Consider the following 18,325-nt stretch of genomic DNA (forward strand, 5'->3'; position numbering starts at 1 on the left):
ACAAAGAACTTCATCCCCAGCGGGGATAATACTGGAAGAGCCGGATGCGATGACCCGCATGTCCGGATCTGTGAGAGGCCCATGCAAATGCGCATGGGCCTACTCGATTTTGTGACGGCGAGGATCCCGCCGTATGTAGTGGCGAAGCTCTGTGCTAGTGATGAAAAACATCACTAACGAAGAAGCCCCCGCCACATGTCGTTGCGAATCCCTTAGTTAGTGATGAAAATCATCACTAACAACGCAACTCCCGTCACACGTCGTTGCGAATCCCTTAGTTAGTGATGAAAATCATCACTAACAACGCAACTCCCGCCACACGTCGTTGCGAATCCCCTCGTTAGTGATGAAAAACATCACTATCAACGCATCTCCGGCGGTACGCCGCGGCAAATCTACCAAGAATCTTCTCTACTATATTTACGTACAGAACGCACCGCCATATGTTACAATGAATGTTAAAACTTAAAAGAAGCTCCAAGCAAAGAAAGGGTGTTCGAGAAGATGGTTGTATCTGGTAAAGTAGGTTTGGAAGATATTATTAGAGCCAATCATGTGCTCAGCAAGGTGATCGAGCCATCGCCGCTGCAACGCAATGAGCTGCTCTCTACCCAGTATGAATGTAACGTTTATCTCAAACGTGAAGATATGCAAATCGTGCGTTCGTTCAAGATTCGTGGGGCTTACAATGTGATCCAAAGTTTAACGGATGCAGAACGCGCAGCAGGGGTCGTATGCGCGAGCGCAGGCAACCATGCACAGGGGGTAGCTTATTCTTGTAAGCAGCTAGGCATTGAGGGCAAAATCTTCATGCCGACGACAACTCCACGTCAGAAAATTTCGCAAGTGAAGCTGTTCGGCGGCTCCTTCGTGGAAGTCATCCTTACAGGGGACTCCTTCGATGATTCCTCCGCTCAGGCCAAAGCGTATTGCCTAAAGGAGAATAAGGTTTTCATCCATCCGTTCGATGATGTGCGCACGATCGCTGGGCAAGGTACGGTTGGTCTTGAGATCATGAATCAGATGCCGGAAACGCCGGATTTCATCTTTGCTACGATTGGCGGAGGTGGACTAGCTGCTGGTGTCTCTACTTATGTGAAGAGCGTGTCCCCACGAACGCGCATCGTTGGTGCAGAGCCAGAAGGCGCGGCAAGTATGACAGAAGCATTGAAGCAGGGGAGCGTCGTTAAGCTAGCGTCCATTGAGAAATTTGTTGATGGAGCAGCCGTAGCCCAGGTAGGCGAGATGACGTTCGATATTTGCAGAGAGAAGCTAGAGGATATCGTGATTATCCCGGCTGGCAAAGAGTGCACGACAATATTGGAGCTGTACAACAGCAACGCGATTGTCATTGAGCCCGCAGGAGCACTTCCTGTTGCTGCACTGGATGCGTATCGCGAGCAAATCCGAGGCAAGAATGTTGTCTGTATCATCAGCGGCGGGAACAATGACATCGACCGGATGCAACAAATCAAAGAGAGATCACTTGTGTACGAAGGATTGAAGCACTACTTTGTTTTGAATTTTCCCCAACGGGCTGGTGCGTTGCGTGAGTTCCTAGAGGAAGTACTTGGTCCTTCTGATGATATTACACGTTTTGAATATACGAAGAAGAATAACCGTGATGATGCACCCGCATTAGTAGGGATTGAGCTCAAAAACAAAGACGATTACGAAGGACTCATCGAACGCTTATCTCGGAAAGACTATGGTTATATCGAAATCAATAAGGATCCGAAACTATTTAACCTTCTCATTTAGAGGAGGCTTTTTTTTGCGCAAGATGTTCATAAAATTAACATAGAGATATCTAGAATTAATTAACCAATGGTTGTATAATCTTTAATTGGGGCTTTGCACCTATATTGTCGGGAAAAACAAAAAAACTGTGTTAACTTGTGTGACATAACGAATTTTGTGAAAACGAACGCGATTTGCTTTGATGTTAGAAGTCGAAGTGATACACTCAATTCCAAGCTGGCTTACATAATTTAACTGAATTTGGTCAACCTACAGTGTGGGCTTCATGGTTTCAATTAAATGATGATACGATGGGGGTAAAATCGATGAAGAAGATTTTTTCAACAGTTCTGATGACTGTGACGGTTTCTGCATTAGTGATTTCCGGTTGTGCCAAAAAAGAAGAGACAAACACAGGTTCATCCGCATCACCAGCAGCAAGTGCAGCAGCTAGTGATAACACAGGTAAAGACTTCAAAATCGGCATGGTTACAGATATCGGTGGCGTTAACGACAAATCCTTTAACCAAAGCGCTTGGGAAGGTTTGACGCAACTGAAAAAACAAACAAGCGCTAGCGTGAAAAACCTTGAAAGTAAAAGCGATGCAGACTACACGCCTAACTTGAATCAATTCGTTAAAGACGGTTATAACCTGACTTGGGGTATTGGTTTCTTGATGGGTGACGCGGTTAAAACAGTAGCAACTCAAAACCCGAACGCTAAACTTGCGATCATTGATAATGTTGTAGAAGCTCCAAACGTAGAGTCCGTTACTTTCTCCGAGCAAGAAGGTTCCTACCTTGTTGGTGTGGTTGCAGGTCTTACGACAAAAACTAATAAAATCGGTTTCGTTGGCGGTATCGACATTCCGGTTATCAAACGTTTCGAAGCAGGCTTCGTAGCTGGCGTTAAAGCTGTAAAACCAGATGCGAAAATCCAAATCAACTACACAGGCGCTTTTGACAAGCCTGATCTAGGTAAAGCAGCAGCAGCAACGATTTATAACGATGGCGCTGATATCATTTTCCACGCAGCTGGATCCACAGGCAACGGTGTATTCAACGAAGCGAAAGATCGCGCGAAAAACGGTAAAAAAGTTTGGGTTATCGGTGTAGATAAAGACCAATCTTTAGAGTTCGGTGATGAAGTAACCCTAACGTCCATGTTGAAGCGTGTTGACTCTGCGGTACTTCGCGTATCCAAAGATGTTATCGCTAATAAATTCCAAGGTGGTAAAGTCGTTACTTTGGGTCTAAAAGATGATGGCGTGGGCCTTCCTGAAACATCCAAGAAGAACGTCTCCGCAGATATCTTGAAAAAAGTTGACGAGTACAAAGCCAAAATTATTAGCGGCGAAATCAAAGTTCCTGAAAAACCATAAGCGTCACATTGACGTTACATGGGTAGAACAGTAGGTTTGCTTCTGTACAAACAAGGCTAGTTATCTTAACTAGCCTTGTTCTTTGGTTATTGGGCATAAGAATAAAAAATTGATCCTTAGGGTGATCTGATGAGTGAAGCAGTCCCAGTTGTTGAACTTCGTAGTATTACGAAACGATTTCCAGGCATTGTGGCGAATGATGCGATTAGCTTGAAGCTCCAAAAAGGTGAAATCCACGCCTTGCTTGGTGAGAATGGTGCAGGTAAATCAACACTGATGAATATTGTGTTCGGTTTATACCAGCCGGATGAAGGCAGTATTTATGTGCAAGGCAATGAAGTTTCTATCGATAGTCCGAATCGAGCGATTGAGCTCGGCATCGGGATGGTGCATCAGCATTTCAAATTGGTACAGCCTTTTACAGTGACAGAAAATATCATCTTGGGGATGGAACCCAAACGTGGTATGAATGTGGACATTCGAACAGCACAAGAGAAAGTGCGCAAGCTATCCGAACAATATGGGTTGCGTGTCGATCCAAAAGCCAAAGTTGAAGACATTTCAGTCGGTATGCAGCAGCGTGTCGAAATATTGAAAACGCTGTATCGCGGCGCCGATATTTTAATTTTTGATGAGCCAACAGCTGTACTAACGCCGCAAGAGATTAGTGAATTGATGGTCATTATGCGTAACCTTGTGAAAGAGGGCAAGTCCATTATTCTCATTACACATAAGCTGAAAGAAATTATGGAGATTGCAGATACGGTGACGATTATTCGTCGCGGTAAAGTGATTGATTCCTTGTCATGTGCGAGTGCGAATCCGCAAATTCTGGCCGAGAAAATGGTCGGACGCGATGTCTCCTTTAAAGTGAACAAAGAAGCTAGCAAGCTTGGAGAACCTGTCCTACAGGTCCAAGATTTGATGGTGCGCAATCAGCAAGGATTAGCCTCGCTCAAAGGGCTTAATTTTGAAGTAAGGGCAGGAGAAATTCTGGGTATCGCCGGTGTTGATGGCAACGGTCAGAGTGAACTGATTGAAGCATTGACAGGATTGCGTGCGATAGACGGCGGCAAAGTGCTGCTCATGGGCAGCGATATTACGAATCAGACACCGCGTGAAATTTCGGAGGCAGGATTATCTCATATCCCTGAGGATCGGCATAAACACGGGCTGGTGCTTGATTTTACTATGAGCGAAAATATGGTGCTTGAAACGTATTTCCATTCGGCGTATAACAAAGGCGGCTTCTTGAACTATGAGGCCATCGATAAGCATGCAGAGGCGTTGATTAAGCAGTTCGACGTGCGTACACCAAGTATTTACAACAAGGCACGCTCTCTGTCTGGTGGTAATCAACAAAAGGCGATTATTGCGAGGGAAATACATAAGAATCCGAACCTGTTGATTGCGGCGCAGCCGACGCGAGGTTTGGATGTGGGTGCGATTGAATTCGTTCATCGGATGCTGATTGAGCAGCGGAACAAAGGCAAGGCGGTTCTGTTGATTTCTTTTGAGCTGGATGAAATTATGAATGTTTCCGATCGGATTGCCGTTATCTACGAAGGACAGATTGTGGGCGAAGTGATGCCGCAGGATACGAATGATCAGGAGATCGGTCTGCTGATGGCGGGCAGTAAAGCAACGCAGAAAGGAGCCCTTCATGAATAAAATTGTTCGCGTGTTTACAAGTGAATCGGCGGTCAATCCCCTTGTGGCAATCGTGCTGGGGCTGCTATTCGGAGCGCTTGTCATGCTCGCTGGTGGTTACAATCCGATCGCTGCGTATGGGGCATTGTTCTCTCGGATTTTGGGCAGTCCGTACGATATCGGGGAGTCGATTCGGGCGATTACGCCGCTTATTTTAACGGGATTATCTGTTGCGTTCGCATTCCGTACGGGGTTGTTCAATATTGGTGCGGAAGGTCAGTTCGTGATGGGGATGACGGGGGCTACCTTTATTGGTGTCAAAATCCATGGCCTGCCATGGATCATCCACGCTCCACTTGCGGTCATTGTCGGCGCGTTAGTCGGCGGCCTGTGGGGCGCCATTGCCGGTTATTTGAAAGCGAAACGCGGCGTTAACGAAGTCATTACCACGATTATGTTGAACTGGATCTCGTTGTTCTTGTCCAACTATATCGTGAATGCATTCCTTCTAGAGCCTAAGCAGCAACGTTCTTATATGATTCAAGACTCAGCTTCACTCAGTATTGGATGGTTATCGGAAGCGATGAACCACGCAAGGCTCCACTGGGGTACCTTGATTGCCATTCTAGCCGCGGTCGTCTTCTACTTGATTCTTTGGAAAACGAAGCAAGGCTACGAACTCCGTGCCGTTGGGCATAATATCGATGCTGCCAAGTATGCGGGCATGAACGTGAATAAGAACATCATTAAGGCGATGTTTATCTCCGGGGTATTCGCTGGACTTGCTGGTGTGTTCGAAGTTCTCGGTGTCTTCCATTATCAGGTCGTTGCGGCAGGCACGACGGGGTATGGGTTCGATGGTATCGCGGTATCTTTGCTCGGGGCCAATAATCCGATAGGTGTTGTGCTGGGTGCTGTCCTTTTCGGCGGCTTGTCTTATGGTTCTGCGGGGATGAGCTTTGGTGCGGATGTACCGCCAGAAATTATCCGTATTGTCATCGGATCGGTGATTTTCTTCGTTGCTACCCAGGGTATTGTCAAATGGGTACTGATCCCGTTCTACGGCAAACGCAAGAAAGAGAGGGCTTCCTAATATGGACCTGCTCAGTATGCTCAATGCGTTCTTCACGAAATTCAGTGAACTTATTAATACGACGCTGGTGTATTCCACAGCGCTTATCTTCGGAGCTTTAGGTGGTATTTACTCGGAGCGCTCCGGTATCGTCAATATCGGGATCGAGGGTCTGATGGTTTCCGGCGCATTCGCTTCCGCGGTGGGTGCTTACTATGCGGAAGAAGCGAATATGGGTGCCTGGTCCCCGTGGATTGGCCTCTTGTGCGCGCTATTATTCGCTCTGATCTTCGCCTTGATTCATGCCGTTGCGACGATTTCGTTCAAAGCGAATCAAGTCATCAGCGGTGTAGTGATCAACTTCTTGGCAGCTGGCGTGACGTTGTACTTGGTGAAAGTATTGTTCGATGGGGCGGGTCAAACCGAAACCTTGAATGATGTGTTCTCCAAATGGGAAATTCCGCTGCTGTCCAAAATTCCATATATCGGCTATGCGTTGTTCACCGCGTATCCAACGACATACATCGCTCTAATACTCGTCTTCGTGACGTGGTATGTGCTGTTCAAAACGCCGTTCGGCTTGCGCCTGCGTGCTGTAGGTGAACATCCAAGCGCTGCGGATACCGTAGGGATTAAAGTGAAACGCATCCGTTATCTCGGCGTGCTTATCAGCGGCCTACTAGGTGGCCTTGGTGGGGCGACAATTACACTAACGACGACTAGTGCGTTCTCGCATAACACGATCTCGGGTCAAGGGTTTATTGCCATGGCTGCGATGATTTTCGGCAAATGGCATCCATTTGGCGCGCTGGGCGCCGCGGTATTCTTCGGCATGGCGCAAGCGCTCAACAACTTCATGCGGCTGTTCGATTTCTCGAAGAACATTCCGCAGGAATTCCTCTACATGCTGCCTTATGTACTGACGATCCTCGTATTGGCAGGCGCCGTGGGCCGTGCGAAAGCACCATCAGCTCTAGGTGAGCCGTACGATCCGGGTAAGAGATAGGTTGAAGATTAAGCACCATCATGGGCGTGATCCTGTGATGGTGCTTTTTTGCATATATGGTAGGTTGCTGAATACGCCTTCCTGACCCACACACGCCTGCGCCGCCAAACACGTCATCCTTGCCGCGCGCCCTCTCCAAACTCCAGCCCCCAAGTAGAATAACTGGATTTCCTACAGCTAATTCAGCTGTAATGATCGAATTTTTGTGATTAACTGTAAAAAATGCAGCTGTTTCGAAGCAGAATCATCCATTATGGCGTTTCTAGCGGGAATTAACTACATATTTTCCATCTACATGAAATTTGGAGTGAAAAATCCGGGAAATAGATGTAGTTTTTCCAGTTATGTGGTGGTTGAGGCAACCAGAATTGGTGTAGTAGCTTGCCTGAGAAAAGATTAGGAGGATGGGCAGCCAATCTGCTAATGTCGCATTTTGAAGGAAAATGTCGAAATAAATCTGAATTCCTTAAATATCCATTATTTGGTGCACTAAACAAAGAGAATGCACCAAATGATGAGAAGCTATTCGTATATAGGAGGAGAGAGAAAATGAGTGCAAAACAAGGATTGAATGTAAAAGGATGGGTAAAGTCAGTCTCCTTTACTTCGTTCAGAGCAAGAATGACGATTATGTTTCTGGTTATCGCGTTGGTACCGATGTTGTTTAGTACCGTTTTTTCATCTTATTATTTGAAGAATGTAGTGAGTAATGAAGTTCACTCCAAGGAAGAAAGTATTCTGAAAGCGAACGTAACGGCCATCGATTACTCGATCCAGCGCCAAATCTCCATACTGAAAGAGATGCTGAAATATGAGGAGATCAGGACGGGAAATGAGAAGGAAATTATCAAAACACTCCTTAAATTCCAACAAGCTAACAAAGACGTCGAAGAGTACGTTTATGTTAATAAAGATGAAATGGCGCTAACCTCAGCAGGACAGAAAATTTCTGTTTCTGATCGTGATTATGTCAAACAAGCCAAACAAACAAAGCAGCCAGTGAGTACGGATCTCCTCGTTAGTAAGACAAGCGGGAAAAACATCATTGTTTTATTTGTCCCGATGCTTGATGATAAGCAGAATTTTATTGGCGGCATGTTCACTCCCCTATCGACTGATAACCTCAATGTATACACCGGTACGATTCACATAGGTGAATCTGGATATGGCTACTTAATGTCCCCTAGTGGTGGACTATTGACGTATCCGAACACAGAACTAGCTGGGAAAAATGTAGCGGACGCGCTTCCGAAGTCGGAAGTTGCGAAATTGCAAGAAACCGTGCTGAAAGAAAAGAGTGGAAGGTTCCAGTTTACAAGTGACGATGGCACGGAGAGAGAAATCAGCTTTGATACGATTCCCTCAACAGGCTGGCGCTTAATCATAAATGTGGTGGATAGTGAAGTGTATGGCGCCGTAACAGCGGCAACTCATGTATCTGTATGGCTAGCTGTCATCACGACGATTGTTGTAGCTGCTATTGCGATGTTTGTATCTATGTCGACAACGAAACCTGTGCTGGCGATTACAGAGGCTGTGAAGAAGATGGCGGAGGGGGATTTGACCCCACGACTCTCGATCAATCGCAGTGATGAACTGGGACAACTAGCCCTTAATATGAATCTGATGCTAGATTCCTTCTCGAATATCGTTGGTAAAGCTAGTCTTACCGCAGAGCAGCTAGGTGCATCATCGGAAGAGCTAACGGCTGCTGCGACGGAATCGGTTGGCATTTCCAATCGTATTGTCGAGTCTATGCAAGAGGTATTCAATGCTAGTGAGGGTCAGTTGATGGGGGCCGAGCAAACGTCGATTGCGATGAGTGAAATGGCAGTGGGTGTTCAGCGGATTGCCGAATCTTCCTCTGTAGTAACAGAAGCCTCCCATACATCGATGATGGAAGTACAGCACGGCCGTGTTGCTATCACGCAGGCTGTTGAACAGATGCAACGCATTAATGAGTCAGTTGGCAAATCGGCGGAAGATTTGAGAGCACTCGAAGCCTACTCGCAAAAGATTGGGGAAATCGTTTCGGTCATTACCGAAATTACGAACCAAACCCAACTCCTTTCGCTGAATGCATCGATTGAGGCCGCACGTGCTGGCGAGCAAGGTCGCGGCTTTGCCGTGGTTGCGAATGAAGTGAAGAAGCTTGCTGAACAGTCGTCTTCGTCGGCGAAGGATATTTCTGAGCTGATCCGGGAAGTGCAATCCTCGACTGCGAGAGCGGTACAAGCAATGAACAGTGGTGTGAAGGACGTGGAGAAAGGATCCGAGCTTATTGATGCAGCGGGTCAAGTCTTTAACCGTGTGACGGTTGCGTTCCAGGAAATTTCGGATCAAATTCAAGAGGTCTCCGCAGCATCGCAGGAAATGTCGGCAGGAACAGAAGAAGTATCAGCTTCTATGAGTGAGATTGTTTATATGACCAAAGCGTCGCACGAACATGGTCAGGGTATCTCAAAAGGTTCGGAGAAACAGCTAGCGGCTATGGAAGAAATATCTGCTTCTGCTGAGGATCTAAGTCAAATGGCGCAAGGATTGCAAGAGTCGCTTTCTCGTTTTAAAACGCGCTAATTTCAGGGCCTGCTAGCCAAATTCGGGGATGATTACTAGGTATTCAGAAGACCAATCAGAAAAATCTGATTGGTCTTTTACACTAGAAACAAGTACATTATGTTATAATCGGCTAAGAGGGGTGGGTAATAATGAAAGCGGTTACTATGATGAAGTCGATGTGGACTTTTGTCATCATCATTGCTGTACTAATAGTCGTTATTGGAACGAACTTCTATCAGATGTTTGCGCTGAAGGGGACCCTTGACCATGTTAAGACGAATTGGATGCCGAGTATAGCGAGAATTGTAGAAATGCAAGAACTGATTACACAGGAAAGAGTTCTTTTGCATAAAATGTTGCTTGAAACGGACAAGAATAACCTTCTTACCGTTATTACCGCCTATCAGGATGCCCGCAGGCAGTTTGATGAGAAGTACCGAAGCTATGAGTCTTTCATCAACTCGGAGAGTGAGAAACAGATTTATTTGGAAGTATCAGATAAAGCGATAGATTACTTACAGAAGGGTCAGCTCATTATTGACGCTGTTCAATCTGGTGATTATATCATGGCGAAGAGCTTGTTGGACAAGCTTGCGCCAAAACGAGAGCTAGCCGATGAAAGCTTGAAGAAGTGGATTGATTACAATTTGATGGGGACCCAAAGTGATGTAGATCGTACTTCTAATCAGCGTGAGCTAGTCCTTTGGATGGCTAGTATCTTCACGATTATAGCGATTGCTATTGGAGCTGCGCTTGCTTTGCAGACCCGTTCCGTAAGAAGGAAAGGCGAAGAGAAGTTATTGAAGGAGAAAGAGAAGGCCCAAAGCTATCTCAATCTCGTTGATGTGATGATTGTGGTGTTAGACCGAGATGGCAGAATCGAGCTTTTGAACCGCAAGGGAAATTCCGTGCTAGGTTATAAGGGAACGGATACCTTAGGTAAGAATTGGTTTGACGTTTGTGGGCCTGAGTATCTTGTGGAAATGCGCAAAGAGCGCTACAAGGAGTTTATGAATGGCGATGCTTTGTCAGATTATTTTGAATCGCTTATCGTAGATAAATTAGGTGAAGAGCGTCTTTACGGGTGGAGTAATAACTTGATACGGACGGAAAGCGGCGAAGTGGGCGGTGTTATCTTTGCTGGCGTCGATATTACCGAGCGTAAGCAAGCCGAAGAGACACTGAAACAATACAAGGATCATCTTGAAGTGTTGGTCGAGGAACGCACATCGGAGCTAGAAAGCAAGAATCTGCTTCTTGCTGACGCGAAGGAACTCGCCGAATCGGCTAATCGCGCGAAGAGTGAGTTTCTGGCCAACATGAGCCATGAAATCCGCACACCGATGAACGCTATCATTGGGCTCAACTATTTGCTGCAACAAACAGAGCTAACGGAGCGGCAGAAGGATTATGTTGGGAAGACGGTTCTTTCGGCCAAAAGCTTGCTAACGATCATCAGCGATATTCTCGATTTCTCAAAAATTGAAGCAAAGAAAATTGTTTTGGAACGCATCGATTTTGATTTATATGAAATTATGAGTAATATATCGAATATCATCGGTTTTTCACTGTATGAGAAAGGCCTCAAGCTGCACTTTTCCATTCATCATGAAGTACCTCAAGTTTTGAATGGTGACCCATTCCGTTTGAATCAAGTTTTACTCAATTTGGTGAATAACGCTTTGAAATTTACGGATGAAGGTGAAATTGGGATTACCGTAAGTGTTGCTTCGCAAGATGACAGCGGGGTTTCGCTTCGATTTGAAGTGCGGGATACAGGCATTGGGATGACACCTGCGCAGCAAGATTTATTGTTCCACGGATTTACACAAGCGGATATGTCAACGACCCGTAAATACGGGGGAACAGGGCTGGGGCTAGTCATCAGCAAAAGTATCGTAGAGTTGATGCAAGGGGAGATCTATGTCGAGAGTGAGCTGGGGAAAGGTAGTACCTTCATCTTCACAGTGAAGTTCGAAGTAGGATCGGAGCATTTATTCAGCGCACCAGTAGCGTCCTATTTGAAGTTTCTACGCGTGCTTCTCATTTGCGATGATGAGGAAATGCGGCTTGTCCTGAAGAGTCAACTGGAACAGTTCCAGTTTATTGTGAATGCTGTAGATTCTGCTCATAACGCTCTCGAACAAATTAAATTAAGCGGCCGCTATGATCTGGTTATGATTGATTGGAATCTTCAAGATGAGAAGGCCCACACTTTGGCGGAGAAAATAAAGCTAGAGTACGCGACACCTGTGCAAGTTATCGTACTGATCAGTTCATATCATGAATCAGAACTTGGATTGAACTCGCAAACGGCGTCTGTGAAAAAGGTGCTCTATTATCCAATGAGTCAGTCCCAGTTATATAACCAAATAACGAACTTGTTCCAAGAGCAACTGCAGACGAAGATCGCATCGCCACATGGCGAGAATGAAGCGAAGAAAATGCACATGCTCCGTAACACGGAGGTCCTGCTAGTGGAAGACAATGAAATCAACCAACAGGTGGCACAGGCGATCCTTCAGGAGATGGATATTCGCGTGGACGTAGCGGAGAATGGCATCGAAGCATTGAAGAGAGCATCAACTAAGCAATATGATGCGATCCTAATGGATTTGCAGATGCCTTTGATGGATGGCTTTGAAGCCACTAGAAATATTCGTGATTTTGATCAAGAAACACCGATTATTGCGATGACAGCCGATGCCATGCAAGGGGTTAAAGAACAAGTGTTGGAAGCGGGCATGGATGCGTATATTTCGAAGCCATTTGAACCTATTCAGTTATTCAGCGTCTTGCAACGGACGATTCAAAGCTCGCGAGTGAGAGGTTATGCCGAAGTCGCAGCAGCGAAACAAATCGAGGCTTTGCCTGTACTCAATCCGGAAGAAGCGTTAGGACGTCTGGCACAGAATGTGAACCTCTACGAGCGGATCTTGCATAAGTTCGTTTCGAACCATGCAAACGCGATAGAGGGAGTCCGAGAGGCGATTAAGGAAAAAGACTACTCCGAAGCACTGTTGCTTGCTCATACGCTCAAAGGCGTGGCATCCAACATCGGAGCAACACCACTCAGCCATACCTCGGATGAACTTCAAACAGCGATCCATCAAGGTTCTATGGAGTTGTTGGAAGGACTTTTGGAAACTGCAGAGATCAGGCTGGCGCAGGTTAATGAGGCTATTAAGGTGTATTTGAAGGTAAAATAAAGAAAAGGCCAGATCAGTATGTAGCTTGTGCTGATCTGGTCTTTTCTTTAGGAATAGTGGACTTACGCGCCGCTGCGAGCGCTGAAAGGCATGCGTAAGTCGAATTCTTCGACTAACGAGCTAGCAAAAGCCTCTGTGGCACTGGAGATAGTCGAAAAATTCGACTAACGAGCCAGCAAAAGCCTCTGTGGCACCGGAGATAGTCGAAAAAATCGACTAACGGGCTAGTAAAAGCCCCTGTGGCATTGGAGATAGTCGAAAAAATCGACTAACGTGCCGTCACAAGTGCCGTGTCAGTGCACTCAATTTGAACTTATGGCATCAGAGTAACTTAATCTGACTCCGATACTCGCTCGGCGAGACGCCATACCAGCGTCTGAACTGCTTGGAGAAATACAGCGGGTCATAGAAGCCTACAGACGCCGCGATCTGCTCAATGGTGAGCTCCAGCCGTTCCCGCAGCAGTAAGCGCGCCTTATCAACGCGCAGTTTGAGCAGGAAGGTGACTGGCGTCACCTTGGTGTGCTGCTTGAACATGCGCGAGAGATAAGCGCGATTGTAGCCCAAGCTCTCAGCCATCATTTCGATGGTGATGGGCTCCGCATACTGCGTGGACAAGTAGTGGATGGCCTGCTGCACGATGCGGTCGCTTTCGTCTTCTGCGACCAATCCTGTGGCCACAGGGGCAGACAACGCTTCGCAGTATTCACCAAGCAATAGGCTGAGGTAGCCTGTGGCCTTGAGCTGCGCGTTGGATTTCCTAGATTTGAGCGCAAGTTGAATCTTGCGGAAAAGCACAGGCATATGCCGATTGCGCGCAATATGAATGATAGGGCTCGCAGGAGTAAGGCCGGCCTCACCAACACGCTTCGCGGCTTGAGCGCCTGTAAAAGCGATCCAACAATAGTGCCAAGGATCGATCTCATCCGAGACGTAGCTTATCAACTGTTCCGGCTCAATCACGAAACTGTCGCCAGCGCCAATTGCATACTCTTCTCCATGTGAGGAGAATACGCCGCGGCCCGATATGACATAATGAATTAAGTAGTAGTCATACACTTTCGGTCCCAGTCGATGCTCAGGCTTGGTCTGGCTTTCCCCTGCGAATAACACGGTGAAATCGCTCTCACCAGCCGGAAGGGGGTTGGATACGACATAATAACTCTCTGGCTTACTCATGATGCTTGCTCATCTCCGTTCGATGTCCTTTCGTTCCTTCCACTGTATCATAAATCGAACATGAAACGGAATCTGTAAATCACATTTTTCCATGTAGAAATAACATGCCTCCATAGCCAATCCTTGGCGTATCTCTTATACTTAAGCTACAAACTTACACAAAGTACATTTCGAACAACACCCAAGCAAACCTACCAATACCACTAAAGGCGGTGCCACACATGGCAGATTTACAAGCTCTAAAAGACACGTTTATTGAAATTTACGGAGAATCGGCTGCGAATATCTCAGCATTTCACGCTCCTGGTCGAGTGAATTTGATCGGCGAGCATACGGATTACAACGGCGGTTACGTATTCCCAGCAGCTCTGACGTTCGGAACGACCCTGATCATTCGTCCAAGACAAGATCGTGTAATCGGCTTCGCATCTACGAATTTGGCATTGCGCAAACAAATTTCCATAGACGACTTGTCCTATCAAGAAGAGGACGATTGGATCAATTATCCGAAAGGGATCTTCGTTCACCTAGCGAAAGCAGGATTCCCAGTGACGCAAGGATATGACCTTTTGTTCCACGGTGAAATTCCGAACGGTGCTGGACTTTCTTCCTCGGCTTCCATCGAGGTAGTTACAGCTTTTAGCTTGCTGACACTAGAGAAATACCCTGTGGATAAGGTCAAAATTGCGCTGCTCGCACAAGAGACAGAGAACCAATTCGTTGGTGTCAATTGCGGCATCATGGACCAATTCGCTGTGGCGAATGGCAAGAAAGACAACGCGATTCTCTTGATGTGCGATACGCTCGAGTATCGTCATGTTCCTTTTCAAAGCGGCAGCTATAAGCTTGTGATCGGCAACACGAATAAACGCAGAGGTCTTGTCGACTCCGCCTACAATGAGAGAAGAAGCCAATGCGAGCAGGCTGTGACCTACTTGCAAAAGCAATTCCCAGACATCACGCTGCTTGGTCAATTGAACCTGGAGCAGTTTAACGAATACAAACACCTGATCCCTGACGAAACGGTTCGTCGCAGAGCGCAGCACGTTGTGGAAGAGATTGATCGCGTTTTGAAATCCATCGAAGTACTTGAGAAGAATGACCTTGAATCTTTCGGCAAGCTAATGATCGGGTCCCATGATTCCCTGCGTGACCTGTATGAAGTAACTGGCTTAGAGCTGGATACGATGGTTGCTGCGGCACTGAAAGTACCAGGAGTGCTTGGTGCGCGGATGACAGGTGCAGGCTTCGGCGGTTGTACAGTTTCCTTGGTGCATGAAGACAGCGTTCAAACGTTCATCGACCAAGTCGGTGCGGAATATACGGAAATTACAGGCCTTACACCTAGCTTCTACGTGTGTGATATTGGCAATGGTGTAGAGCAACTTGAGGAGGCGTTGTAAAATGGCAATTCTAGTTACAGGTGGAGCGGGTTATATCGGATCGCATACGGTAGCAGAGCTTCTAGCCAAAGGCGAGGAAGTTGTTATCGTTGATAATTTGCAGCAAGGTCACAAGGACGCAGTACTGGGCGGTAAACTTTACGTTGGGGATCTGCGCGACGGGGAATTCATGGATACGGTTTTTGCTGAAAATAAGATCGATGCCATCATTCATTTTGCTGCGAATTCCCTTGTTGGAGAGAGCATGACGAATCCGGCAAAATACTACCACAACAACGTATACGGCACCCTTTGCTTACTTGAAAAAATGACTCAATACGACGTGAAACGCATCGTATTCTCATCGACGGCTGCTACGTATGGTGAGCCTGAGAACATTCCAATCCTGGAAAGCGATCGTACGCTGCCAACGAACACCTATGGCGAAACGAAGCTAGCGATGGAAAAAATGATGAAATGGTTCGATACTGCGCATGGTATCAAATATGTATCGCTGCGCTACTTTAATGCAGCTGGCGCACATGCTGGCGGCAAAATCGGTGAAGACCACAGCCCGGAAACACATCTGATTCCGATTATTTTGCAGGTAGCGCTTGGCCAAAGAGCGCACATCTCGATTTTCGGCGAGGATTATGCGACAGAAGACGGCACTTGCGTACGTGATTACATTCACGTTAGCGATCTAGCGAGCGCGCATGTGCTTGCGGTTGAGAAACTGCGCGGTGGTGCAGACAGCAACATTTATAACCTTGGTAATGGCACAGGCTTCTCGGTGAAGCAAGTGATCGATATCGCACGCAAAGTGACTGGCCATGCGATCCCTGCAGTTGTTGAGCCTCGTAGAGCTGGTGACCCAGCAACGTTGATTGCATCTTCAGAACGTGCAAGAGCCGAGCTTGGTTGGAAGCCTGCACATGATTCTTTGGAAGCGATCATTCAGAGCGCATGGAATTGGCACCAAAAGCACCCGAAAGGGTACGCAGCGGAAGTAACGAGTCTGTAAGACGAACCTCCGGACCTACCTCACAATCCGCGCGAATCCTGAGCGCGCGTTGTGGCGCTGACGCATGGAGACGATCAACCCCACGCTTCCCATCAGGCATTAAGGCTGATTCGTGGTGGGGAGTGGGGCTTGGAAGGGAATTAGTTCGATTTTGCCTGCTTAATTGAGAGTGTTGGTGGGATTGAACGTCATTAGACCGACTTTACCCACTTAAAAGGCCCTAAATCAGCTGTCACTACGGAAATTGGTGGAATAGTTCGGCGAAATCGGACTATTTCACGATTTAGGGCAGACAGGGTGCGATTAAGTGGGATATTTCGGACTAATGTGGAATAGGGAATAGGTGCTATTTGCCCCCTGAGTGGAGTTAGTTTTTCAGGTCAGGTGGCTGTAAGGGTAACAGAGAGTAGGATAGTTGAGCAGGATGAAGTAGGTTTCGATGCTCGGAAGAAAGGGAAGTGGCAATATGGAACGCACATTACACACGCCGCAATCTGCAGCGTTAACGATAGAAAGACTCCTGCAATTCGCCACCCAGAATGGGTTGATCGAACAGCTGGATGTCTATACCTCGCGCAATGCTTTGCTGGATTTGTTCGGACTGGCGGAGCCATTCCAAGGGGAAGTGCCTGAGGAGAAATTGAGCAGCCCGGTTGGCTTGCTGGAAGAGCTCCTAGATGCCGCTTGGGAAGCGGGACTACTGGAAGAGAATACGATGACGTACCGCGATTTGCTAGACGCACGTATCATGGGGCTCATGATGCCCCGTCCTTCCGAGGTGGTAAGTGAATTCTGGAAGATCGCCAAAACGCAGAATGTGGAAGCGGCGACAGCTTATTTCTACAAACAATCCATTGATTCCAACTATATTCGGATGGATCGCATTGCGAAGAATGCTTACTGGTTGGCGGAAACAGCCTATGGGGATTTGGAAATTACGATCAATCTCTCTAAGCCGGAGAAGGATCCGAAGGAAATTGCGCTGCTCAAAACGCTGCCACAAAGCAGCTACCCCCTATGTCTACTTTGCGTAGACAATCTGGGCTATGCAGGCCGTGTGAATCACCCGGCTAGACAGAATCTGCGCGTCATTCCACTTGAGCTGGATAACGAGAAGTGGTACCTGCAGTATTCACCTTACGTGTACTATAACGAGCACAGCATCATCTTCCATGAGAAGCATATTCCGATGAAAACAACGGCCAACACGTTCTACCGTTTGCTGGATTTCATCGAGCAATTCCCGCATTATTTCATCGGATCCAATGCGGACCTACCGATCGTTGGGGGTTCCATCCTGAACCACGATCATTTCCAAGGGGGACGTCACAAGTTCCCGATGGAGAAGGCGCCAAGTGAGAAAGCATTCTCACATGCGGATTTTGTTGGCGTGAAGGCCGCCATCGTGAAGTGGCCGATGTCCGTGCTGCGCCTGAGCGGGCACAACAAGCAACAGCTGTACAAGCTGGCGAGCAAGCTGCTCGACGACTGGCGTGCTTACAGTGATGCGGAAGCGGACGTCCTCGCGTTCAGCGAGAAGGACGGACAGCGGATCCCGCATAACACGATCACGCCGATCGCCCGCAACAATGCGCGCGGCGAGTACGAGCTTGATCTCGTGCTGCGGAACAACCGCACGAGCGCAGAACATCCGGATGGGATTTTCCATCCGCATCAGCACTTGCACCACATCAAGAAGGAGAACATCGGCTTGATTGAGGTTATGGGGCTGGCGGTGCTGCCAGGCCGCCTGCAAGAGGAGCTGGCGGCTATCGCCAAGCTGCTCACCGGCGAAGCCGAGCTCGGCCGCGAGCTGAGCGACGAGGGTCATCCGCTGCATAAGCATGCGGATTGGATCGCGGCGCTGCTCGCGAAGCATGGCGCGTCGCTGACGGCCGACGCAGCGAATGCGGTGCTGCAGACGGAGGTCGGCAGCAAGTTCATGGACGTCCTGCTCGACGCAGGCGTCTTCAAGAGAGACGACGCCGGGCAAGCGGCGTTCGGACGGTTTTTGGCTGCGGTGGGCTTCGCGCAGCTATAGGTTAGTGCGAGATCCCTGGTCGGTGGACCAGGGATTTTGTGTTGCCGGTGCGCCGCGGAGTGGGCGCCTGGGGGGATCTGG

Annotated in this window: 11 protein-coding genes; 10 read left to right on the forward strand and 1 reads right to left on the reverse strand. The window is 47.7% G+C overall.

Annotated elements, in window-relative coordinates; translation table 11 throughout:
• The first annotated feature begins 504 nt into the window (after nt 1-504).
• The 7 genes from ilvA to AC58PV_RS28700 all read left to right on the forward strand — a co-directional run bounded on the left by ilvA (nt 505) and on the right by AC58PV_RS28700 (nt 12,618).
• Nucleotides 505-1,761, forward strand: a complete 1,257-nt coding sequence (ilvA, locus tag AC58PV_RS28670) for a threonine ammonia-lyase IlvA (RefSeq protein WP_497436178.1) — start codon at nt 505-507, stop codon at nt 1,759-1,761.
• Nucleotides 1,762-2,066: 305 nt separating this feature from the next.
• A complete protein-coding gene (locus AC58PV_RS28675; RefSeq protein WP_497436180.1) occupies nt 2,067-3,122 on the forward strand; it encodes a BMP family lipoprotein in 1,056 nt (351 codons plus the stop codon).
• 129 nt (nt 3,123-3,251) lie between these two features.
• Nucleotides 3,252-4,793, forward strand: coding sequence for an ABC transporter ATP-binding protein (locus tag AC58PV_RS28680; protein ID WP_497436181.1), 1,542 nt, complete (start codon nt 3,252-3,254; stop codon nt 4,791-4,793).
• Nucleotides 4,786-5,865: an ABC transporter permease gene (locus AC58PV_RS28685; protein WP_497436182.1), complete on the forward strand. Its 1,080-nt coding sequence runs from the start codon at nt 4,786-4,788 to the stop codon at nt 5,863-5,865. Before AC58PV_RS28680 ends, AC58PV_RS28685 begins: the two co-directional genes overlap by 8 nt.
• Nucleotide 5,866: 1 nt before the next feature.
• Nucleotides 5,867-6,850 (forward strand): ABC transporter permease, encoded by a 984-nt coding sequence (locus tag AC58PV_RS28690; protein ID WP_497436184.1) that lies wholly within the window; start codon nt 5,867-5,869, stop codon nt 6,848-6,850.
• A gap of 549 nt (nt 6,851-7,399) precedes the next feature.
• Nucleotides 7,400-9,427 (forward strand): methyl-accepting chemotaxis protein, encoded by a 2,028-nt coding sequence (locus AC58PV_RS28695; RefSeq protein ID WP_497436186.1) that lies wholly within the window; start codon nt 7,400-7,402, stop codon nt 9,425-9,427.
• Nucleotides 9,428-9,558: 131 nt separating this feature from the next.
• The gene (locus AC58PV_RS28700) at nt 9,559-12,618 is read left to right on the forward strand and encodes a response regulator (RefSeq protein WP_497436188.1); all 3,060 of its coding nucleotides are present in this window, start codon (nt 9,559-9,561) and stop codon (nt 12,616-12,618) included.
• Between the two features lie 321 nt (nt 12,619-12,939).
• On the opposite strand, the gene AC58PV_RS28705 is transcribed toward AC58PV_RS28700, so the two are convergent.
• On the reverse strand, nt 12,940-13,797 hold the full coding sequence (locus tag AC58PV_RS28705; protein ID WP_497436190.1) for an AraC family transcriptional regulator: 858 nt from the start codon (nt 13,795-13,797) through the stop codon (nt 12,940-12,942).
• A 221-nt stretch (nt 13,798-14,018) separates the two neighbouring features.
• Between AC58PV_RS28705 and AC58PV_RS28710 the strand changes: the two genes are divergently transcribed.
• From AC58PV_RS28710 to AC58PV_RS28720, 3 genes are all read left to right on the forward strand, one after another.
• Complete coding sequence (locus tag AC58PV_RS28710; protein WP_497436191.1) at nt 14,019-15,200, forward strand: galactokinase; 1,182 nt, start codon at nt 14,019-14,021, stop codon at nt 15,198-15,200.
• Nucleotide 15,201: 1 nt separating this feature from the next.
• Nucleotides 15,202-16,203 carry a UDP-glucose 4-epimerase GalE gene (galE, locus tag AC58PV_RS28715; RefSeq protein ID WP_497436193.1) on the forward strand — a complete coding sequence of 334 codons (1,002 nt, stop codon included), beginning with the start codon at nt 15,202-15,204 and terminating at the stop codon, nt 16,201-16,203.
• A 439-nt stretch (nt 16,204-16,642) separates the two neighbouring features.
• Nucleotides 16,643-18,244 carry a UDP-glucose--hexose-1-phosphate uridylyltransferase gene (locus AC58PV_RS28720; protein WP_497436194.1) on the forward strand — a complete coding sequence of 534 codons (1,602 nt, stop codon included), beginning with the start codon at nt 16,643-16,645 and terminating at the stop codon, nt 18,242-18,244.
• Nucleotides 18,245-18,325 lie beyond the last annotated feature (81 nt).

This window comes from Paenibacillus sp. J22FR83, assembly GCF_059691955.1.